Below are 21,286 nucleotides of genomic sequence, written 5' to 3'. Positions count from 1 at the left end.
TCCGCCGCATTGCGGTCATCTGGCTGCAGCCCTCCCGGCTAAAGCCGGTCCTACGGGTCTTGCGGTAACCGCTTCAAGGAGCAACTGATTGAAAATCATCATCCTCGGCGCAGGGCAGGTCGGCGGGACGCTGGCGGAACATCTGGCCGGTGAAGCCAACGACATCACGGTAGTCGACACCGACGGCGATCGGCTGCGTGATCTGGGCGACCGCCTGGATATCCGCACCGTGCAGGGCCGAGGCTCGTTCCCGACCGTATTGCGTCAGGCCGGCGCCGAGGATGCCGACATGCTGGTCGCCGTGACCAGCAGCGACGAAACCAACATGGTCGCCTGCCAGGTGGCGTACACGCTGTTTCACACGCCAACGAAAATCGCCCGGGTGCGCGAAGCGGCCTACCTGACTCGCGCCGGGCTGTTCGACAACGACGCGATTCCCGTCGACGTGCTGATCAGCCCCGAGCAAGTGGTCACCAATTACATCAAGCGCCTGATCGAATACCCCGGCTCCCTGCAGGTGATCGACTTCGCCGGTGGCAAGGCGCAGCTGGTGGCGGTGAAGGCGTATTACGGCGGGCCGTTGGTAGGTCAGCAACTGCGTCAACTGCGCGAACACATGCCCAACGTCGACATGCGCGTGGCGGCGATCTTTCGTCGCGACCGGCCGATCCTGCCTCAGGGCGATACCGTCATCGAAGCCGACGACGAAGTGTTCTTCATTGCCGCCAAGGCTGACATTCGTGCGGTGATGGGCGAGATGCGCCGGCTGGACGAGAACTACAAGCGCATCGTCATTGCTGGCGGCGGACACATCGGCGAGCGTCTGGCGGAAGCCATCGAAAGTCGCTATCAAGTCAAGATCATCGAGATGAACCCGGCGCGCTGCCGCTACCTGTCGGAAACCCTCAACAGCACCGTGGTCCTGCAAGGCAGCGCCTCTGACCGCGATCTGTTGATGGAAGAGAACATCGCCAACACCGATCTGTTCCTGGCGCTGACCAACGACGACGAAGCCAACATCATGTCGTCGCTGCTGGCCAAGCGCATGGGCGCGCGTAAGGTGATGACCATTATCAACAACCCGGCTTACGTCGATCTGGTACAGGGCGGGGAAATCGATATCGCCGTGAGCCCGCAACTGGCGACCATCGGCACTTTGCTGACCCACGTGCGCCGGGGCGACATCGTCAGCGTCCATTCGCTACGTCGGGGCGCAGCAGAAGCCATCGAGGCCGTGGCTCATGGTGACGCCAAATCCAGCAAGGTCATCGGCAAAGCCATCAAGGACATCGTGCTACCGTCGGGCACCACCATCGGCGCCATCATCCGCGCCGACGAAGTGATCATTGCCCACGACGCCACGGTGATCGCCTCGGGCGACCACGTGATCCTGTTCCTTGTGGATAAAAAATACATCCGCGATGTGGAGCGGCTGTTTCAGGTGGGGTTGAGTTTCTTTTAACGCCCCTGACTTCCGTAGGACCGGCTTTAGCCGGGAGAACGTCATCTGCATGAAGAAGATGCGCCTGATGTGCCGACCCTCTCCCGGCTAAAGCCGGTCCTACGGTTGCTGCGGGTCGCGTTGAGCCGGGCGGCGGCTTTCAATACCAGCGCTTTTCCCCGGCCGGACGCTTCTTGAAGCGTTTCATCGTCCACATGTATTGGCTCGGATACGCCCGCACGTATTTCTCGACGACTTTGCTCATGGCCGCAGCCGAGGTTGCGGCGTCGGTGCTGTACATCGCTTCCGGCGCGGCTTCGAGCACGACTTTGTAACCCGAACCGTCCGGCAGGCGCATGGCATGCAGGAATACGCCGACAGCTTTGCCGCCCGCCAGCATGTTGGGCACGAACTTGCTGGTCAGGGCCTGAGTGGCGAAGAATGGCACGAAGATGCCCGCCGATTCCGCAGGTTCCGGATCAGCCGGAATGCCCACCGAGCCGCCTTTGCGCACTTCCTTGATGACACTGAGAATGCCTTCCTTGGTGGACGCCGCGACGCGGTTGCCCAGTTGCACACGCTGTTTGCGCAGCAGGTCGTCCACCGCCTTGAGCTTTGGCGGCCGATAGAAAATGATCGGTTTGCATTGGCTGCAATAGAAGTGATTGAGCACTTCCCAGTTGCCCAGGTGGCTGGTGATGCCGACCACGCCCTTGCCGGACGCCAGCGCTTCCTTGAGTACGTCGAGACCTTCGACTTCGCGCACCAGATCGATGGATTTCTGAGCAGGCCAGATCCAGGCGCAGGCGCTTTCGGTCAAGGTCTTGCCGATGTCCATCAAACTCTGCCCGACCAGACGCTCGCGTTCGGCGGCGTCCATTTCCGGGAAGCACTTGGCCAGATTGATCCGCGCCACTTCACGGGAGCGGTTCGGCAACTTCCACATCAGCCAGCCGATGCCGGTGCCAACCCACTGCACAACGCGCCATGGCAGCAGGGCAAACAGGCGCAATGCGCCAACCATCAGGGCGCCTTTAAACTTTTCCACAGATCACTCCCTAAATCTCAAGGCGGCCATTGTAACCATCAGCGAGTCAAAACCGCGTAGCGATCACAGTCGATGGTGTGATCCATGACCATGCCGCTGGACTGCATGTAGGCGTAGCAAATGGTCGGTCCGACGAACGTGAAGCCGGCCTTCTTCAAGGCTTTGCTCATGGCTTCGGCCTCTGGCGTGATGGCCGGAACCTGGCTGCGATCCTTGAAGTGATTGACCTTCTGCTGCCCGCCAACGAAGGACCAGAGAAACTCCACCGGATTGTCCAAAGCCAACCAGGCTCTGGCGTTGCGGCGCGCGGCGTTCAGTTTGAGGCGGTTGCGAATAATGCCCGGTTCGAGCATCAGCGCCTCGATATCGGCGTCAGTCATGGCGGCGACACGTTGCACGTCAAAACCGAACATGACCTGACGATAACGCGGGCGTTTCTTCAGAACCGTGATCCATGAAAGGCCCGCCTGGAACCCTTCGAGCAAAAGCAACTCGAAGAGCTTCTGCGCATCGCGCAGCGGTACGCCCCACTCCAGATCGTGATAATCGATGTAAACAGGGTCATCGTTGCACCAAAAGCAGCGTGCCATAGGGCTCCCAAGGGTGGAGGCGCAGCCGAATCGGGTATACTCCCGCTCTTTAAATCGCAGCCCCAGTACAGGTGAATTTCGTGAGCCAGCCTACGCCAGCCGTGCGTACCTTCCAAGACTTGATCCTCGCCCTCCAGCAATACTGGGCCGAGCAAGGTTGTGTGGTACTTCAGCCCTACGATATGGAAGTAGGCGCCGGCACTTTCCACACTGCCACGTTTCTGCGCGCCGTCGGCCCGGAAACCTGGAACGCAGCCTACGTACAGCCAAGCCGTCGTCCTACAGATGGCCGTTATGGCGAAAACCCTAACCGCTTGCAGCATTACTACCAGTTCCAAGTGGTGCTCAAGCCGAACCCGGACAACTTTCAGGAGTTGTACCTGGGCTCGCTGAAGCATGTCGGCCTGGACCCGCTGGTCCACGACGTGCGTTTCGTCGAAGACAACTGGGAATCGCCGACACTCGGCGCCTGGGGTCTGGGCTGGGAAATCTGGCTCAACGGCATGGAAGTCTCGCAGTTCACCTACTTCCAGCAAGCGGGCGGCATCGAATGCTACCCGGTGACCGGCGAAATCACTTACGGCCTGGAACGCCTGGCCATGTACCTGCAGAACGTCGACTCGGTCTATGACCTGGTCTGGGCAGACGGTCCATTCGGTCGCGTGACGTATGGCGACGTGTTCCACCAGAACGAAGTCGAGCAATCGACCTACAACTTCGAGCACGCTAACGTCGAGAAGCTGTTCGAACTGTTCGATTTCTATGAAAGCGAAGCCAAGCGCCTGATCGAACTGGATCAGCCGTTGCCGCTGCCGAGCTATGAAATGGTCCTGAAGGCGTCGCACACCTTCAACCTGCTGGATGCGCGTCGGGCGATTTCCGTCACCGCACGTCAGCAATACATCCTGCGTGTGCGCACCCTGGCCCGTTCGGTTGCGCAAGCTTATCTGATGGCCCGCGCCAAGCTGGGCTTCCCGATGGCACCGCCTGATTTACGTGATGAAGTGTTGGCTAAGCTGGAGGCGCAACAATGAGTGCTCAAGATTTCCTGGTTGAACTGGGCACCGAAGAGCTGCCGCCGAAAGCGCTCAACACCTTGGCCGATGCCTTTCTGGCCGGTATCGAAAAAGGCTTGCTCGCTGCAGGTCTGACGTTCAGCGCCAAGCAGGTGTACGGCGCGCCGCGTCGTCTGGCTGTGCTGATCACCGATCTGTCGACCCAACAACCGGATCGCAGCGTCAATCTCGATGGCCCACCACGTCAGGCCGCCTTCGATGCTGAAGGTAATCCGACCCAGGCTGCATTGGGTTTCGCCAAGAAGTGCGGCGTCGATCTGAGTGAAATCGATCAGAGCGGCCCGAAGTTGCGCTACAGCCAGAGCATCGCTGGCAAAGCGACGGCAAGCCTGCTGCCGACTATCGTTGAAGATTCGCTGAACGACCTGCCGATTCCCAAGCGCATGCGCTGGGGTGCTCGCAAGGAGGAGTTCGTCCGTCCGACCCAATGGCTGGTCATGTTGTTCGGCGATCAAGTGATCGACTGCACGATCCTGGCGCAGACTTCCGGTCGCGAATCCCGTGGTCACCGCTTCCATCACCCGGAAAGCGTGCGTATCACTTCGCCAGCCAGCTACCTGAGCGACCTGCGCGCCGCCTATGTGTTGGCCGACTTCAATGAACGTCGCCTGATCATCACCAAGCGCGTCGAAGAACTGGCAACTCAACACGAAGGCACCGCCATCGTGCCGCCAGCCCTGTTGGACGAAGTGACCTCGCTGGTCGAATGGCCAGTGCCGCTGGTGTGTTCGTTCGAAGAGCGCTTCCTTGAAGTACCGCAGGAAGCCTTGATCACCACCATGCAGGACAACCAGAAGTATTTCTGCCTGCTGGATGCCGACGGTAAATTGCTGCCGCGCTTCATTACGGTCGCGAACATCGAAAGCAAGGATCCGCAGCAAATCGTCCTGGGTAACGAGAAAGTCGTTCGCCCACGCCTGACCGACGCCGAATTCTTCTTCAAGCAGGACAAGAAGCAGAAGCTGGAAACCTTCAACCAGCGCCTGCAAAACGTCGTGTTCCAGGCGCAGTTGGGCAGCGTCTTCGACAAGGCCGAGCGTGTTGCCAAACTGGCGGCATTCATTGCCCCACGCATTGGCGGCGACGCACAACGCGCCGCGCGCGCCGGGCTGCTGTCTAAGTGCGATCTGGCGACCGAAATGGTCGGCGAATTCCCTGAAATGCAGGGTATTGCCGGGTATTACTACGCCAAGGCCGACGGCGAAGCAGAAGACGTCGCTCTGGCGCTGAACGAGCAGTACATGCCGCGTGGCGCGGGTGCAGAGCTGCCGACCACGTTGACGGGCGCTGCGGTTGCCATCGCGGACAAGCTCGACACCCTGGTCGGGATTTTCGGGATCGGCATGTTGCCGACCGGCAGCAAAGACCCGTATGCACTGCGTCGTGCAGCGCTGGGCATCCTGCGCATCCTGATCGAGAAACAACTGGATCTGGATCTGATCGAAACCGTGAAATTCGCGGTTAATCAGTTCGGCACCAAGATCAAACCTGCTGGTCTAGCCGAGCAGGTGCTGGAGTTCATCTTCGACCGTCTGCGTGCCCGTTACGAAGACGAAGGTGTCGAGGTTGCGGTTTACCTGTCGGTGCGTGCCCTGCAACCGGGTTCGGCACTCGACTTCGATCAGCGCGTGCAAGCCGTTCAGGCGTTCCGCAAGTTGCCCGAAGCGGCAGCGTTGGCCTCGGTCAACAAGCGTGTGTCGAATCTGCTGAGCAAAGCCGAAGGCAAGATTGCCCAGACCGTTGAGCCCAAGTATTTCGACAATGCGCATGAGTTCTCCTTGTACTCGGCGATCCAGCAAGCGGACCAGGCCGTTGCGCCAATGGCTGCTGCTCGTCAGTACAGCGAAACCCTCGCGCGTCTGGCTGCCTTGCGTGAGCCGGTCGACGCGTTCTTCGAGGCCGTGATGGTCAACGCCGAAGACGCCAGCGTGCGGGCCAACCGCTATGCGTTGCTGGCACGTCTGCGCGGGCTGTTCCTGGGCGTTGCGGATATCTCGCTGCTGGGTTGATCGCTGAGGGGCGAATCGTGAAGCTGTTGATCCTTGATCGGGACGGAGTCATCAATCATGACTCCGACAGTTACATAAAGTCGGTGCAGGAGTGGATTCCGATCCCCGGATCGATCGAAGCGATTGCACAACTGAGCAAGGCCGGCTGGACGGTGGCAGTGGCCACTAACCAGTCCGGCATCGCCCGGGGCTATTACGACATTGCCACGCTTGAGGCCATGCATGCGCGCTTGCGCGAACTGGTGGCCGGGCAGGGCGGTGAAGTCGGTTTGATCGTTTATTGCCCACATGGTCCGGACGAAGGCTGCGCTTGCCGCAAGCCAAAGCCGGGCATGTTGCAGACCATCGCAAATCACTACGCTGTGGATCTGGCGGGTATATGGTTTGTAGGTGACAGCAGTGGTGACCTGCAGGCCGCGCTGGCCGTCGACTCTCAACCGGTTTTGGTAAAGACCGGCAAGGGCAGTAAGACGCTGGCTGGAACGCTGCCCACGGGTACTTTGGTTTTTGACGATCTGGCGGCAGTTGCCGCAGAACTTATCCACAAGAGCGCTCCGCAGAATCAATAGCGGTACGCTTCATTGAGCGGGCATAAGTCCCGTACGGTAAAAGTAGCTATGTCGATCATGCAGGCAATCAGAACCTTTGTCTTTTACCTGCTGCTGGGCACCAGTTCGCTGCTGTGGTGCACCTTGAGTTTCTTTATCGCGCCGTTCCTGCCGTTTCGCGCACGCTATCGTTTCATCAATGTGTACTGGTGCCGCTGCGCATTGTGGCTCACGCGGGTATTTCTCAACATTCGCGTCGAAGTGATCGGCCAGGAAAACGTCCCGACGACGCCCTGCGTGATCATTTCCAACCACCAGAGCACCTGGGAAACGTTCTTCCTTTCCGCACATTTCGAGCCTCTGAGCCAGGTGCTCAAGCGTGAATTGCTCTACGTACCGTTCTTTGGCTGGGCCATGGCCATGCTGCGACCTATCGCAATTGATCGTGAGAATCCCAAGGCGGCGCTGAAGGAAATCGCGAAGAAGGGTCATGAGCTGCTCAAGGATGGCGTCTGGGTATTGATCTTCCCTGAAGGCACACGTGTGCCGTTTGGTCAGGTCGGCAAGTTCTCCCGAGGCGGCACCGCCTTGGCGGTCAACGCCGATCTGCCGGTGCTGCCAATTGCGCATAACGCCGGCAGGTATTGGCCGAAGGAAGGCTGGGCGAAAAAACCCGGCACGATCCAGGTTGTCATCGGCGCACCGATGTATGCCGAAGGCACAGGGCCGCGTGCCATTGCTGCATTGAATGACCGTGTTCAGGCCTGGAATGAAGCGACACAGGTGGCGATGGGTTCAGTGGCTGCACCGACGACGAGCAACGAAAAAGCGGCGGTGTGATTTTGTGGATAACCTGTGCACCGTTTTCGCAAAAACTGCAAAAAACGCTGGCAACCCCTTAATTTTGCTGCTTATTTCGATTGCTCATTAATGAGCCAAAAACGTGCATAAGTTTTTCTGAGCAGAAAAAACCGACTTCATTAAAGTCGGTTTTTTTATGGCTATTCGGTCAGCTCATAAGCGTCATGCTCAGCTACTTCTTGGGCTGTAAAAGCAGCGCAACCAACGCGCTCCATCCGGTCTGATGGGACGCGCCCAAACCACGTCCGGTTTCGCCATGGAAATATTCGTGGAACAACAGCAGATCGCTGCTTTGCGGATCGGCTTGCAGCTGCGGATAGCCCACCATCGAAGGTCGACTGCCGTTGCTATCCTTGAGAAACAAGCGAGTCAGGCGCGCGCTGAGTTCATCGGCCACTTCATCAAGCGACGCCAGATAGCCTGAATGGGTCGGAAACTCGATGGAGAAGTTCTCGTCGTAATAGCGATGAAATTCACGCAGCGACTCGATCAGCATGTAGTTAATCGGCATCCACAGCGGCCCACGCCAATTGGAATTGCCACCGAACAGCCGCGAGGGTGATTCGGCGGGCTGGTAATCGGCGCACAGCGAGTCGCCATTCATACGCATCTTGAACGGATTGGCGGCATAGGCTTTGGAAACGGAACGCACACCGAACTCGGACAGGAACTCTGACTCGTCGAGCATTCGCTTGAGCAGATCTTTGGTGCGCTGGCCCCTGAGCAACGCCAGCAGCAGGCGATTACCCTTGCCCGGCTCTGTCCAGCGCGAAACCAGCCGGGCGAGGTCCGGACGGTGTTTCAGGAACGCCAGAAGCCGGTCGCGCAGCCCCGGCAAACCTTCATGCTCGCGTTGCTCCAGAACCTGCACTGCGAACAACGGCATCAAGCCAACGATGGAACGAAAGCGCACGGGTTGGCGTTCGCCATTCGGGCAGCGCAACATGTCGTAGAAGAACCCGTCCTGCTCGTCCCAAAGACCTTCGGCATCATCGTCAACCGAGTTGATCGCACCCGCGATATACAGAAAGTGTTCGAAAAACTTCACTGAGATATCCACATACGCCGCGTTGCGCTTGGCCAACTCCAGCGCGATGCGCATCAAGTCCAGCGCATAAGCGGCGATCCACGCGGTACCATCGGCCTGATCCAGCTGGTAGCCCGGCGGCAGCTCGGCAGAGCGGTCGAACAGCGCGATGTTATCCAGCCCAAGAAAACCTCCCTGGAAAAGATTACGGCCTTCGGCGTCTTTTCGGTTCACCCACCAGGAGAAATTCAGCAGCAGCTTGTGGAAAATTCGCTCCAGGAAGTCCGCATCGCCTTCGCCCTTCAACGCTTGTTCCATCTTGTAAACCCGCCAGGTCGCCCAGGCATGCACCGGTGGGTTAGCGTCATCGAAGCGCCATTCATAAGCGGGCAGCTGACCGTTGGGGTGCATGAAACGATCCTGAACCAGCATCAGCAATTGCTGCTTGGCGAACTCGGTATCGATCAGCGCAACAGCAACCGCTTGAAACGCTTGGTCCCAAGAGGCATACCACGGATATTCCCACTTGTCCGGCATGCACACGATGTCGAAATTCGACAGGTGTCGCCAATGCTTGTTGCGCACGTTGACGCGTTCGGGGGAGGGCGGTGATTGCGTGGGATCGCCATTGAGCCAGCAATTCACATCGAAAGAGTACAGCTGCTTTGACCAGAGCAATCCCGCCAAGGCCTGACGCTGCACATTGCGCGCATCGGCATCAGCCAGTTCATGTTGCAGCGCCGCGTAGAAGCTATCCGCCTCGGATTTACGTTGGGTGAATAACGCTTCTGCATCAACCGCATGTGCATCAGTCGGACAGAAACGCAGGTAGATGACCTGACTGGCGTGGCCTTCCACGTCGAGTAAGAAGTGGGCTGCGGCGCGGGTGCCGGTATTGCGGTCGATGGCCTGCTCGTCGCCCGCCAGCAGGTAATCGTTGATCCCGTCCTTGAATGGCCCGGGAGTTGGTTCTCTTCCCAGCTTCACTGTATTGGTGTCGTTGTTGCAGAACAGCCATTCACACGCGGCATCCGCACTCCATGCCTTGGCGACTTTGGCGTGTTGCTCGGGATGCTGAGCCAGTACTTGCTGCGCCTTCAGGCGCAATGAAGGCATCGCAGCGTTCTCGGTCCAGCTCCAGATATTGCGCGCCCAAAGCTGCGGCAACACATGCAGCCGGGCCGGTTGATCACTGCGATTGTGCACAGTGATGCGCATGAAGATATCGTCTGGCTGGCGCTTGGCGTATTCGACGGCTACATCGAAATAGCGGTCATCGTCGAACACGCCGGTATCAAGAATTTCATATTCAGTATCGGCCAGCCCTCGTCGCGCATTCTCGCTGACGAGCTGCTCATAGGGGAAAGCAGCCTGTGGATATTTATAGAGCATGCGCATGTAGGCATGACTCGGCACACCATCGACGTAGAAATACAGCTCCTTGACGTCTTCGCCGTGGTTGCCTTCAGCGTTGTTCAAGCCGAACAAGCGCTCCTTCAGGATCGGGTCGCGCTCATTCCACAATCCAAGCCCCAGGCACCAGTGCTGGGACTTGTCCGAGAAGCCGGCAATCCCGTCTTCACCCCAGCGATACGCCCGACTGCGCGCGTGGTCATGGGGAAAATAATTCCATGCATCGCCATCGGCGCTGTAGTCCTCACGGACCGTGCCCCACTGACGTTCGCTGAGATAAGGCCCCCACTCGCGCCATCGCTCAGCATCAATGTCAGTCAGCCGCTGACCTTCGACGGTGTTCAGAATGCTGGGCGCAGGCTTTGCAGGCATCAGGACTTCCAAAGGTGGAAACAGATGGGGGAAGTGTACGGCGCTCGTAACTGAACGGCACACTGGCTTATTGATTATTCAGGTGCTGTTCAACCTTTTACGCCACCCACAAAAAAGGCCAACGCTGAATCAACGTTGGCCTGATTTGTTTAGTGGTGCAACCTCTTAGAAATCGAGGTTGGACACCGCCAAGGCATTGCTTTCGATGAAGTCACGACGAGGCTCGACCGCATCACCCATCAGGGTGTTGAAGATCTGGTCGGCGCCGATTGCGTCTTCGATGGTGACCTTGAGCATGCGGCGTACCGATGGGTCCATCGTGGTTTCCCACAGCTGATCCGGGTTCATTTCGCCCAGACCTTTGTAGCGCTGGATGGTGTGGCGCTTGGTGCTTTCTGCCATCAGCCAGGCAAGGGCTTCCTTGAACTCGCTGACCGGCTTCTTGCGTTCGCCACGCTGTACGTAGGCGCCTTCTTCCAGCAACGTACTGATCTGCAGACCCAGAGCGGTCACAGTCTTGTAATCGTTGCTGCCGAAGAAGTCACGGTTGAAGGTCACGTAGTTGGACAGGCCGTGGGAGATCAGTTCGACCTCTGGCAGCCAGACGTTACGTTCGCGATCTTCACGCAGGCTGGCTTTGTAAACCAGACCGGACTTCTCGCCAACGCGCAGACGCGCGTCGAGCAGGGCAAGCCAGGCTTGCATGCCTTCGTGATCCGAAAGCTGTTCCAGGCTTACCGGTGGCAGATAAACGAAATGCTCGGTCAGTTCCTGAGGATACAAACGCGACAGGCGCTTGAGGGTCTTCATGACCATGCGGAAATCGTTAACCAGGCGCTCCAGTTGTGGACCGGAAATACCCGGCGCCGACTCGTTCAAGTGCAGGCTGGCATCTTCGAGAGCCGATTGGGTCATGTACTCTTCCATGGCCTCATCGTCTTTGATGTACTGCTCCTGCTTGCCTTTCTTGACCTTGTACAGCGGCGGTTGAGCGATGTAGATGTAGCCACGCTCGATCAGCTCAGGCAACTGACGGAAGAAGAAGGTCAGCAGCAAGGTGCGGATGTGCGAACCGTCGACGTCAGCATCGGTCATGATGATGATGTTGTGGTAGCGCAGTTTGGCGATGTTGTATTCGTCGCGACCAATGCCGCAGCCGAGCGCGGTGATCAAGGTGCCCACTTCCTGCGAAGAGATCATCTTGTCGAAACGAGCTTTCTCGACGTTGAGGATCTTGCCCTTGAGTGGCAGGATCGCCTGGGTTTTACGGTTACGCCCCTGCTTGGCTGAGCCGCCAGCAGAGTCCCCTTCCACCAGATACAGTTCGGAAAGGGCAGGGTCTTTCTCTTGGCAGTCGGCCAGTTTGCCTGGCAAGCCAGCGATGTCCAACGCGCCTTTACGGCGAGTCATCTCACGGGCCTTGCGTGCAGCTTCACGAGCGCGCGCGGCGTCGATCATCTTGCCGACAACGGCTTTGGCTTCGTTCGGGTTTTCCAGCAGGAAGTCAGAGAAGTGTTTGCCCATCTCTTGTTCGACCGCAGTTTTCACTTCGGACGAAACCAGCTTGTCCTTGGTCTGCGAGCTGAACTTAGGATCTGGCACTTTCACCGAAATGATCGCCGTCAGACCTTCACGCGCATCGTCACCGGTGGTCGCGACCTTGTGCTTCTTGGCCAGACCTTCCTGCTCGATGTAGGTGTTCAGGTTACGCGTCAGTGCAGAACGGAAACCCACCAGGTGAGTACCGCCATCACGCTGAGGAATGTTGTTGGTGAAGCACAACAGGTTCTCGTTAAAGCTATCGTTCCACTGCAACGCGATCTCGACACCGATGCCATCTTCGCGCTGAATGTTGAAGTGGAACACCTGGTTGACCGGAGTCTTGTTAGTGTTCAGGTATTCAACGAACGCACGCAAACCGCCTTCGTACTTGAACAGTTCTTCCTTGCCGCTGCGTTCATCTTTAAGGACGATGCCGACACCGGAGTTCAGGAAAGACAGTTCACGAATCCGCTTGGCCAGGATGTCCCAGCTGAAGTGGATGTTCTTGAAGGTGTCAGCCGATGGCTTGAAGTGGATCTCGGTACCGGTGGAATCGCTCTCGCCAACAATGCGCATAGGTTCCTGTGGAACACCATGGATGTAGGTCTGTTCCCAGATCTTGCCGCTGCGACGCACAGTCAACAGCAACAATTCGGAAAGCGCGTTCACAACCGAAACACCTACACCGTGCAGGCCACCGGATACTTTGTAGGAGTTGTCATCGAACTTACCGCCAGCGTGGAGCACGGTCATGATGACCTCTGCCGCCGATACGCCTTCTTCTTTGTGTACGTCTACCGGAATGCCGCGACCGTTGTCACGGACGGTAATCGATTCGTCTGGGTGGATGATGATGCTGATGTCGTCGCAATGGCCAGCCAAAGCTTCGTCGATCGAGTTATCAACCACCTCGAACACCATGTGGTGTAGACCGCTGCCATCGTCAGTGTCACCGATGTACATACCGGGACGCTTGCGTACGGCATCTAGCCCTTTCAGCACTTTAATGCTGGAGGAGTCGTACGTTTGGTTTTCGCTCATGCAATCACTCCCGATGGTCGTGGGTCTGGGTGATACGGCCTTGTTCCACGTGGAACAAAGCAACTGGCGTTTCCGTCTGCCAGCCTTCCCTCAATAATTCGTGGTCTACACAGGTGATAAAAACCTGGCAGCGTAATTCTTCCAGCAAACGGCAAAGTGCCAGGCGGTGACGCTCATCGAGTTCCGACGGCAAGTCATCCACCAGGTAAATACATTGGCCGCGTCGAGCCTGGCTAACGAGATGTCCTTGGGCAATACGCAGCGCACAGACCACTAACTTCTGCTGACCCCGGGACAAAATATCTGCGGCGTTATGTGCACCTAATCTAAGGCGCAAATCAGCGCGTTGTGGTCCGGCCTGTGTATGGCCCATTTGCTGATCCCGATGGAGAGAAGAAGCGAGCACCGTGCTCAGCTCTTTTTCTTTATCCCATCCTCGGTAGTAGCTCAGGGTCAAACCTTCGAGCTCAACCAGCTCGCTCAAGGTTTGTTCAAAGACTGGCTTCAAAGCCTTGATGTATGCTCGGCGAAACTCATCTATTTCATCGCTGGCCAGGCACAGCTCGCGATCCCATGCCGCTTGCGAAGCGACGTCAAGTGTACCATGCCGCAGCCATGAGTTCCGCTGCCTCAAGGCCTTCTGAAGGCGCTGCCACGTCGACATGAAACGAGGTTCCACGTGGAACACTCCCCAGTCGAGGAACTGCCTGCGGATCTTCGGTGCACCTTCGAGCAATCGAAAACTGTCCGGGTTGATCAGCTGCAGCGGTAATGTCTCAGCGAGCTGCGCAGCGCTGCGTGCATTCTGGCCATCGATGCGGATCTGAAAGTCGCCCTGGCGATCCCGTGAAACACCCAAGCTGCTATGTCCGCCTTCGGCCAGTTCGACCTGGCCAAAGACCGTACAAGACGGTTGTTCATACTGGATGACGGGAAGCAAACGAGCGCTGCGAAAGGATCGGGCGAGACCGAGCAAATGGATGGCTTCCAGCACGCTGGTTTTGCCACTGCCATTTTCACCGTGAAGGATGTTGATACGCGGGGAAGGGGAAAAAGTCACCGGGTGCAGATTGCGCACCCCGGTGACCGAGACGCGGCTGAGAGACATCTAGATTCCGCTGAACATGAGCATGCTGATTACAGCCGCATCGGCATGACGACGTAGGCGGAATCGTCGTTGTCCGATTCTTGCACCAAGGCGCTGCTGTTGGAGTCGGACAGAATCAGGCGAACCTGTTCAGTGGTCATCACACCCAGGACGTCCAGCAAGTAGCTGACGTTGAAGCCGATTTCCAGCGAACCGCCGTTGTAGTCAACGCTGATCTCTTCTTCCGCTTCTTCCTGCTCCGGGTTGTTAGCCTGAATTTTCAGCTGGCCAGCGGCCAATTGCAGACGAATACCGCGATACTTCTCGTTGGAAAGAATCGCCGTGCGGCTGAAGGCTTCGCGCAGCGCCTGACGATCGCCGAGTACCAGTTTGTCGCCGCCTTTTGGCAGAACGCGCTCGTAGTCAGGGAATTTGCCGTCGACGAGTTTCGAGGTGAACGTGAACTCGCCGGTAGTGGCGCGAATGTGATGCTGACCCAACACAATGCTGACGATGCCGTCTTGCTCGGTCAGCAGTCGTGCCAGCTCCAGAATACCTTTGCGCGGCACGATGACCTGATGACGATCTGCCTGTTCGATGTCTGCCGTCATCGAGCACATGGCCAGACGGTGACCGTCGGTGGCAACAGCGCGCAGGATCCCGGCGCTGACTTCCAGCAACATACCGTTGAGGTAGTAGCGCACGTCCTGCTGAGCCATGGCAAAACTGGTGCGTTCGATCAGGCGACGCAGTTTGCTCTGCACCAGGTTGAACGTCAGGGAACCCGGACCTTCTTCCACGGTTGGGAAGTCGTTGGCTGGCAGCGTCGACAAGGTGAAGCGGCTGCGACCCGCCTTGACGACCAGCTTGGCATCATCAAGTTTGATATCGATCAGCGCGTCGTTGGGCAAGCTTTTGCAGATATCCATCAGCTTGCGCGCAGGTACGGTGATTTCGCCCGGCTCAGCAGGTTCTTCCAACTGGACGCGGCCGACGAGTTCGACCTCAAGGTCAGTACCGGTCAGCGAAAGCTGTTGGCCTTGAACAACTAGCAACACATTGGAGAGCACCGGCAAGGTCTGGCGGCGTTCAACCACGCCGGCGACCAATTGCAGGGGTTTCAACAGGGCTTCGCGTTGAATGGTGAAATGCATGGTCTAGTCCCTTGCCTTAATAAGCTGCGCTGGTGTCATCAGGTAGTCAGAGTACGCAGCAGGTTCTTGTAGTCCTCGCGGATATCCGCGTCGGATTCCTTAAGCTCGTTGATCTTGCGGCATGCGTGCAAGACCGTTGTATGGTCACGGCCGCCAAACACGTCGCCAATCTCGGGCAAGCTGTGGTTGGTCAGTTCTTTGGACAACGCCATCGCCACCTGGCGCGGACGAGCCACCGATCGGGAACGACGCTTGGACAACAGATCGGAGATCTTGATCTTGTAATACTCGGCCACGGTGCGCTGAATGTTATCCACACTCACCAGCTTGTCTTGCAGCGCCAGCAGGTCTTTCAGCGATTCGCGAATCAGCTCGATGGTGATGTCGCGCCCCATGAAGTGCGAGTGCGCAATGACGCGCTTAAGTGCGCCTTCGAGTTCACGGACGTTGGAACGGATGCGTTGAGCGATGAAGAACGCAGCGTCGTGTGGCAGATCCACTTTCGCCTGATCCGCTTTCTTCATCAGAATCGCAACCCGGGTTTCCAGCTCGGGCGGCTCGACCGCAACGGTCAGGCCCCAGCCGAAACGCGATTTCAGACGTTCTTCAAGGCCTTCGATCTCTTTCGGATAACGATCACTGGTCAGGATGACCTGTTGGCCACCTTCAAGTAACGCGTTGAAAGTATGGAAGAATTCTTCTTGAGAACGCTCTTTGCGGGCAAAGAATTGAATGTCATCGATCAGCAATGCATCCACCGAACGGTAGAAGCGCTTGAACTCGTTGATGGCATTCAGTTGCAGCGCCTTGACCATGTCGGCCACGAAGCGCTCCGAATGCAGGTACACAACCTTGGCATTCGGGTTCTTCTTTAATAGATGGTTACCCACAGCGTGCATCAAGTGGGTTTTACCCAGGCCAACACCGCCATAAAGGAACAGTGGGTTGTAACCGTGCTTGGGGTTGTCCGCGACTTGCCAGGCGGCGGCTCGCGCCAGCTGGTTGGACTTACCTTCGACGAAGTTTTCAAAGGTGAAGGTGCGGTTCAAGTAACTGGTGTGCTTGAGCGCACCTTCAACCTGAACGGTGCGCTGTTCGGCACGCGCTGGTGCCTGCTGGGAACTCGCCCCCGCCATTGGATCAAAGCTGGCCCGCGACGGTTCGTCATGGACAGGCATTGATTGCACAGGGGCTGGGGTCGAGACGTGAGCTGGCGCAGCGGCGGCTACCTGATTGGACGCCATCGCCTGAGAGGCTGCTGCGGCCAAGGGCGCATTGGGTGCCGCCCGAGGAGCAGAACTGCGCTTGCTGCCTATTAATAAGGAAAGGGCAGGTGCCAGACCCTGGCCGTGTTCGCCAAGCAGCTCAAGCAGGCGACTCAGGTATTTTTCATTGACCCAATCGAGAACAAAGCGGTTCGGCGCATACACGCGCAACTCGTCGCCTTCGGCTTCGACCTGTAGCGGACGGATCCAGGTGTTGAATTGCTGGGCAGGCAGCTCATCGCGCAAAAGCTCTACGCAGCGCTGCCAAAGTTCCACTGACACGGATATCCCCTAAGTCGAAAGCCGGTGAGGCAAAAACAAGCGGCCATTGTAACGATCAGAGCGCGACTTATCCACATGTAGCTTGCTTACAAAACGCTTGGAATCAGGCTTTTATGGGAAAATTACGCGACGAACGGCATGTGGATAAGCTCTGTGGATAACCCTACCTCAGCTCATTGCATAAGTCGGGTCGAAAGTCTGTGGATAACCCACCTGTGGATAACAAGGCATTCCATGCACAGCTTTTCCGACAGCGCAGCACAGGCAGAGCACCGTTTCTCGACAGTGTTGTCATTCTCTGTACGCCATGTGTTTACTGGGCTGAGGTCAGTTATCCACAGACAGGTGCCTCCCTAGCTTTAATAAGCTTTATAAAGAAGCTTTAAATACTTTCCTTCTTTATTTCTATATCTAGCGCCGTCATCCATTTCGAATCAATCTGAGGGATCGGCTAAAAAGGCCCTGAAGAAGTAAATGAAGGAAACACTGGTTGGAAATTGACCTAGACGCGCGGTTTCTCTAGAATCCCCGGTCTCTTAAAACGGGGGCCATTCCGGCCCGTTGTGGACGAACCAGGTAACACGACATGAAACGTACTTTCCAACCAAGCACTATCAAACGCGCTCGTACTCACGGTTTCCGTGCTCGCATGGCTACCAAGAACGGCCGTGCCGTCCTGTCGCGTCGCCGCGCCAAAGGTCGTGCGCGTCTGGCAGTTTGATAATCCGGCACTGGAGGTGAGTCAGGACTTCAGTCGGGAAAAGCGTTTGCTTACTCCCCGGCATTTCAAGGCAGTCTTTGACTCCCCTACCGGCAAGGTTCCGGGGAAAAATCTCCTGCTCCTTGCGCGCAATAACGACCTTGATCATCCCCGTCTGGGGCTGGTTATCGGTAAAAAGAGCGTCAAACTCTCCGTTGAGCGCAACCGCTTGAAACGCCTGATGCGCGAATCATTTCGTCAACACCAAGATAATTTGGTCGGTTGGGATATCGTGATTGTCGCGCGCAAAGGGTTGGGTGAAATAGAAAACCCCGAATTGATTCAGCATTTCGGCAAGCTCTGGAAGCGTCTGGCGCGTAGTCAGCCGGCTCCTGCTGCAAAAACCGAAACTGTAGGGGTAGACAGTACCGATGCGTAAGCTGGCGCTCGTTCCGATCCAGTTTTACCGCTACGCCATCAGCCCGCTGATGGCCAGTCACTGTCGTTTCTACCCCAGTTGCTCCTGCTACGCGTATGAAGCCATTGAAAATCATGGCCTTCTACGCGGTGGCTGGCTGACCTTTCGTCGATTAGGTCGCTGTCATCCGTGGAATGCCGGTGGCTATGACCCGGTTCCACCTGTCCCCACCTCCCGTTCTTCTTCGATGGCCGAGTAATCATGGATATTAAACGCACGATCCTGATCGTCGCCCTGGCAATCGTGACCTACGTCGGGGTTCTGAAATGGAACCAAGACTACGGCCAGGCCGCCCTGCCGACTCAGAATGTTGCTGCCAGCACCACCGCACCGGCTATTCCGGATACGGCTGCAGGTACGAATGCTTCTGCAAGTGCCGATGTTCCTAGCGCCAGCGGCGATGCGACTGCTCCAATCGAAACCCCGGTTGCAACCAGCAAAGATCTCATCCAGGTCAAAACGGATGTGCTCAATCTCGAAATCGACCCGGTTGGTGGCGATGTCGTGCAGCTGCGACTGCCGCTTTATCCACGTCGTCAGGACCACCCGGACGTTCCGTTCCAGCTGTTTGATAACGGCGGCGAGCGTATCTTCCTGGCACAAAGTGGTCTGACCGGCGTGAACGGCCCGGACGCTCGTCCAGCCGGTCGCCCTGTTTACTCGACAGCGCAGAAGTCTTATCAGCTGGTTGACGGTCAAGAGCAACTGGTCGTTGATCTGAAATTCACGGATAACGGCGTCAATTACATCAAGCGCTTTACGTTCAAGCGCGGCCTGTATGACCTGGTTGTCAGCTATGTGATCGATAACCAGAGCGCTCAGCCTTGGTCCGGTAACATGTTCGCGCAACTCAAGCGCGACGCCAGTTCCGATCCATCGTCGACCACTGCTACCGGTACCGCGACTTATCTGGGTGCCGCTCTGTGGACACCTTCGGAACCCTACAAAAAGGTGTCGATGAAAGACATCGACAAGGGTTCGATCAAGGAAACCGTACAAGGTGGTTGGGTTGCATGGCTGCAGCACTACTTCGTAACGGCCTGGATTCCTGACAAGAACAACAGCAATGCTGTTACCACTCGTAAGGACAGCCAGGGCAACTACATCATTGGTTTCACTGGCCCGGCGTTGACCGTTGCGCCAGGTGCCAAAGGTGAAGCGACCGCTACGTTGTATGCCGGCCCGAAAAGCCAGGCAGTGCTCAAAGAGTTATCCCCAGGTCTGGAACTGACGGTCGACTACGGCATTCTGTGGTTCATCGCTCAACCGATTTTCTGGCTGCTGCAACACATCCACGCCATTGTGGGTAACTGGGGTTGGTCGATTATCTTCCTGACCATGCTGATCAAAGGGCTTTTCTTCCCTCTGTCGGCAGCCAGTTACAAATCCATGGCTCGTATGCGTGCAGTTGCACCGAAACTCGCCATTCTGAAAGAGCAGCATGGCGATGACCGGCAGAAAATGTCGCAGGCCATGATGGAGTTGTACAAGAAGGAAAAGATCAACCCGCTGGGTGGATGCTTGCCTATCCTTGTACAAATGCCGGTGTTCCTGTCGCTGTACTGGGTTCTGCTTGAAAGCGTTGAAATGCGCCAGGCCCCGTGGCTGTTGTGGATTACCGACCTGTCGATCAAGGATCCGTTCTTCATCCTGCCGATCATCATGGGCGCCACGATGTTCATCCAGCAGCGTTTGAACCCTACACCTCCGGATCCGATGCAGGCCAAGGTCATGAAGCTGATGCCAATCATCTTCACGTTCTTCTTCCTGTGGTTCCCGGCTGGTCTGGTTCTGTACTGGGTTGTGAACAACACCCTGTCCATTACTCAGCAGGCGTACATCACTCGCAAGATCGAAGCGGCGGCCAAGAAAGCCGAAGCCTGATCTAACCTGTGAATAAGTTGTACAAGGCGCCCCCTAGTGGGGCGTTTTGCTATCCGTCATTTGCTCCAGGAGCCGGACCATGAATGTCCCACGTGAAACCATTGCTGCCATCGCCACCGCCCAGGGCCGCGGCGGTGTAGGCATTGTGCGTATATCCGGCCCGTTGGCGAGCAAGGCGGCAGCCGCTATTACCGGCCGCGAACTTAAACCGCGTTTTGCTCATTACGGACCATTTGCCGACGAAGCCGGGCAGGTCATTGACGAAGGCATTGCCCTGTATTTTCCGGGACCTAACTCGTTTACCGGCGAAGACGTCCTCGAATTGCAAGGCCATGGCGGCCCGGTGGTTCTGGATATGCTGCTGCAAAGATGCCTGCAACTGGGCAGTCGCCTGGCGCGTCCGGGTGAATTCAGCGAGCGAGCGTTCCTCAACGACAAGCTGGACCTGGCCCAGGCCGAGGCGATTGCTGACCTGATCGAAGCCAGTTCGGCCCAGGCCGCACGCAATGCTTTGCGCTCGTTGCAGGGCGCTTTTTCCCGGCGTGTGGATAACTTGACCGAGAAATTGATCAGCCTGCGTATCTATGTGGAAGCGGCAATCGACTTTCCAGAGGAAGAAATCGACTTCCTCGCTGATGGCCATGTGCTGAATATGCTGGATGCGGTGCGTGATGAGTTATCCACAGTGCTGCGCGAAGCCGGGCAGGGCGCGCTATTACGGGATGGGATGACCGTGGTCATCGCCGGTCGACCCAACGCCGGTAAATCAAGCCTCTTGAACGCGCTGGCAGGCAAAGAGGCGGCCATCGTCACCGAGATTGCTGGCACCACGCGGGATATCCTGCGCGAACATATCCACATCGATGGCATGCCGCTGCACGTTGTAGACACCGCCGGTTTGCGCGATACCGAGGATCAGGTGGAGAAAATCGGCGTGGAACGTGCGCTCAAGGCGATTGGCGAGGCCGATCGGATTCTGTTGGTGGTGGATTCCACCGCCCCGGAAGCTGTGGATCCTTTTTCACTGTGGCCTGAATTTCTCGAACAGCGGCCCGATCCGGCAAAAGTCACCCTGATTCGCAACAAGGCGGATTTGAGCGGCGATCTGATCGAGATGCAAACCAGCGCCGATGGCCACGTAACGATTAGCCTGAGTGCCAAGGCAGAAGGGCAAGGTCTGGATTTGCTGCGCGAACATCTCAAGGCCTGCATGGGTTACGAGCAGACCTCTGAAAGCAGCTTCAGCGCACGTCGACGCCATTTGGAGGCGCTGCGTCATGCCAGTGGCTCGCTTGAACATGGCAGGGCGCAGCTGACGTTGGCGGGCGCCGGAGAGTTATTGGCCGAAGATCTGCGTCAGGCGCAGCAGTCCCTGGCGGAAATTACCGGTGCATTCAGCTCGGACGACCTGTTGGGTCGAATATTTTCCAGCTTTTGCATCGGCAAATAATTATTTGCGGCCAGGTCA

General features: G+C 57.2%; 17 protein-coding genes. 10 read left to right on the top strand and 7 right to left on the bottom strand.

Annotation, left to right across the window (positions count from 1 at the left end; translation table 11 throughout):
- Positions 1–88: 88 nt before the first annotated feature.
- On the top strand, positions 89–1,462 hold the full coding sequence (gene trkA / locus AFK24_RS08210; RefSeq protein ID WP_065832778.1) for a Trk system potassium transporter TrkA: 1,374 nt from the start codon (positions 89–91) through the stop codon (positions 1,460–1,462).
- Positions 1,463–1,601: 139 nt separating this feature from the next.
- Here trkA and AFK24_RS08205 read toward each other — a convergent pair whose 3' ends face one another.
- Both AFK24_RS08205 and AFK24_RS08200 read right to left on the bottom strand, forming a co-directional pair.
- Positions 1,602–2,489 (bottom strand): lysophospholipid acyltransferase, encoded by an 888-nt coding sequence (locus AFK24_RS08205; RefSeq protein WP_065832777.1) that lies wholly within the window; start codon positions 2,487–2,489, stop codon positions 1,602–1,604.
- A 38-nt stretch (positions 2,490–2,527) separates the two neighbouring features.
- Entirely contained in the window at positions 2,528–3,079 is a 552-nt protein-coding gene (locus AFK24_RS08200; protein ID WP_065832776.1) for a DNA-3-methyladenine glycosylase I, read from the bottom strand.
- Positions 3,080–3,159: 80 nt separating this feature from the next.
- On the opposite strand from AFK24_RS08200, the gene glyQ reads away from it, so the two are divergent.
- Genes glyQ through AFK24_RS08180 form a run of 4 tightly spaced genes read left to right on the top strand, consistent with a single transcriptional unit; the run spans position 3,160 to position 7,552 of the window.
- On the top strand, positions 3,160–4,113 hold the full coding sequence (gene glyQ, locus AFK24_RS08195; RefSeq protein ID WP_065832775.1) for a glycine--tRNA ligase subunit alpha: 954 nt from the start codon (positions 3,160–3,162) through the stop codon (positions 4,111–4,113).
- Positions 4,110–6,164, top strand: a complete 2,055-nt coding sequence (gene glyS, locus AFK24_RS08190) for a glycine--tRNA ligase subunit beta (protein ID WP_065832774.1) — start codon at positions 4,110–4,112, stop codon at positions 6,162–6,164. Before glyQ ends, glyS begins: the two co-directional genes overlap by 4 nt.
- 17 nt (positions 6,165–6,181) lie before the next feature.
- A complete protein-coding gene (gene gmhB, locus AFK24_RS08185; protein WP_065832773.1) occupies positions 6,182–6,733 on the top strand; it encodes a D-glycero-beta-D-manno-heptose 1,7-bisphosphate 7-phosphatase in 552 nt (183 codons plus the stop codon).
- Between the two features lie 48 nt (positions 6,734–6,781).
- Entirely contained in the window at positions 6,782–7,552 is a 771-nt protein-coding gene (locus AFK24_RS08180) for a lysophospholipid acyltransferase family protein (RefSeq protein WP_065832772.1), read from the top strand.
- A gap of 193 nt (positions 7,553–7,745) precedes the next feature.
- Here the strand turns inward: AFK24_RS08180 and AFK24_RS08175 are convergent, their stop codons facing one another.
- The 5 genes from AFK24_RS08175 to dnaA all read right to left on the bottom strand — a co-directional run bounded on the left by AFK24_RS08175 (position 7,746) and on the right by dnaA (position 16,756).
- A complete protein-coding gene (locus AFK24_RS08175) occupies positions 7,746–10,385 on the bottom strand; it encodes an MGH1-like glycoside hydrolase domain-containing protein (RefSeq protein ID WP_065832771.1) in 2,640 nt (879 codons plus the stop codon).
- A 165-nt stretch (positions 10,386–10,550) separates the two neighbouring features.
- A complete protein-coding gene (gene gyrB, locus AFK24_RS08170; protein WP_065832770.1) occupies positions 10,551–12,968 on the bottom strand; it encodes a DNA topoisomerase (ATP-hydrolyzing) subunit B in 2,418 nt (805 codons plus the stop codon).
- Positions 12,969–12,972: 4 nt separating this feature from the next.
- Positions 12,973–14,076 carry a DNA replication/repair protein RecF gene (gene recF / locus AFK24_RS08165; protein ID WP_065832769.1) on the bottom strand — a complete coding sequence of 368 codons (1,104 nt, stop codon included), beginning with the start codon at positions 14,074–14,076 and terminating at the stop codon, positions 12,973–12,975.
- 29 nt (positions 14,077–14,105) lie between these two features.
- On the bottom strand, positions 14,106–15,209 hold the full coding sequence (dnaN, locus tag AFK24_RS08160; RefSeq protein WP_065832768.1) for a DNA polymerase III subunit beta: 1,104 nt from the start codon (positions 15,207–15,209) through the stop codon (positions 14,106–14,108).
- A 38-nt stretch (positions 15,210–15,247) separates the two neighbouring features.
- A complete protein-coding gene (gene dnaA, locus AFK24_RS08155; RefSeq protein ID WP_065832767.1) occupies positions 15,248–16,756 on the bottom strand; it encodes a chromosomal replication initiator protein DnaA in 1,509 nt (502 codons plus the stop codon).
- Between the two features lie 586 nt (positions 16,757–17,342).
- On the opposite strand from dnaA, the gene rpmH reads away from it, so the two are divergent.
- The 5 genes from rpmH (at position 17,343) to mnmE (ending at position 21,268) form a co-directional block, all read left to right on the top strand.
- Positions 17,343–17,477 (top strand): 50S ribosomal protein L34, encoded by a 135-nt coding sequence (rpmH, locus tag AFK24_RS08150; protein ID WP_003213577.1) that lies wholly within the window; start codon positions 17,343–17,345, stop codon positions 17,475–17,477.
- Positions 17,478–17,493: 16 nt separating this feature from the next.
- On the top strand, positions 17,494–17,895 hold the full coding sequence (rnpA, locus tag AFK24_RS08145) for a ribonuclease P protein component (protein WP_020292030.1): 402 nt from the start codon (positions 17,494–17,496) through the stop codon (positions 17,893–17,895).
- Positions 17,888–18,133 (top strand): membrane protein insertion efficiency factor YidD, encoded by a 246-nt coding sequence (gene yidD / locus AFK24_RS08140; RefSeq protein WP_020292031.1) that lies wholly within the window; start codon positions 17,888–17,890, stop codon positions 18,131–18,133. The genes rnpA and yidD overlap by 8 nt, the downstream gene beginning before the upstream one ends.
- A gap of 2 nt (positions 18,134–18,135) precedes the next feature.
- Positions 18,136–19,818 carry a membrane protein insertase YidC gene (yidC, locus tag AFK24_RS08135; protein WP_065832766.1) on the top strand — a complete coding sequence of 561 codons (1,683 nt, stop codon included), beginning with the start codon at positions 18,136–18,138 and terminating at the stop codon, positions 19,816–19,818.
- Between the two features lie 79 nt (positions 19,819–19,897).
- Entirely contained in the window at positions 19,898–21,268 is a 1,371-nt protein-coding gene (gene mnmE, locus AFK24_RS08130; protein ID WP_065832765.1) for a tRNA uridine-5-carboxymethylaminomethyl(34) synthesis GTPase MnmE, read from the top strand.
- Positions 21,269–21,286: the final 18 nt, after the last annotated feature.

This window comes from Pseudomonas syringae (genome assembly GCF_001698815.1).
Classification (GTDB): domain Bacteria; phylum Pseudomonadota; class Gammaproteobacteria; order Pseudomonadales; family Pseudomonadaceae; genus Aquipseudomonas; species Aquipseudomonas syringae_A.
The sequence above is the reverse complement of the archived record's forward strand: the minus strand, read 5'-3'. Positions and strand labels throughout refer to the sequence as shown.

Bases quoted from the DNA above. Each gene is read 5' to 3' on its own strand.
- AFK24_RS08200 (WP_065832776.1), bottom strand. From the start codon at position 3,079: ATGGCACGCTGCTTTTGGTGCAACGATGACCCTGTTTACATCGATTAT.
- glyS (WP_065832774.1), top strand. From the start codon at position 4,110: ATGAGTGCTCAAGATTTCCTGGTTGAACTGGGCACCGAAGAGCTGCCG.
- AFK24_RS08180 (WP_065832772.1), top strand. From the start codon at position 6,782: ATGTCGATCATGCAGGCAATCAGAACCTTTGTCTTTTACCTGCTGCTG.
- AFK24_RS08175 (WP_065832771.1), bottom strand. From the start codon at position 10,385: ATGCCTGCAAAGCCTGCGCCCAGCATTCTGAACACCGTCGAAGGTCAG.
- gyrB (WP_065832770.1), bottom strand. From the start codon at position 12,968: ATGAGCGAAAACCAAACGTACGACTCCTCCAGCATTAAAGTGCTGAAA.
- recF (WP_065832769.1), bottom strand. From the start codon at position 14,076: ATGTCTCTCAGCCGCGTCTCGGTCACCGGGGTGCGCAATCTGCACCCG.
- dnaN (WP_065832768.1), bottom strand. From the start codon at position 15,209: ATGCATTTCACCATTCAACGCGAAGCCCTGTTGAAACCCCTGCAATTG.
- rpmH (WP_003213577.1), top strand. From the start codon at position 17,343: ATGAAACGTACTTTCCAACCAAGCACTATCAAACGCGCTCGTACTCAC.
- yidD (WP_020292031.1), top strand. From the start codon at position 17,888: ATGCGTAAGCTGGCGCTCGTTCCGATCCAGTTTTACCGCTACGCCATC.
- yidC (WP_065832766.1), top strand. From the start codon at position 18,136: ATGGATATTAAACGCACGATCCTGATCGTCGCCCTGGCAATCGTGACC.
- mnmE (WP_065832765.1), top strand. From the start codon at position 19,898: ATGAATGTCCCACGTGAAACCATTGCTGCCATCGCCACCGCCCAGGGC.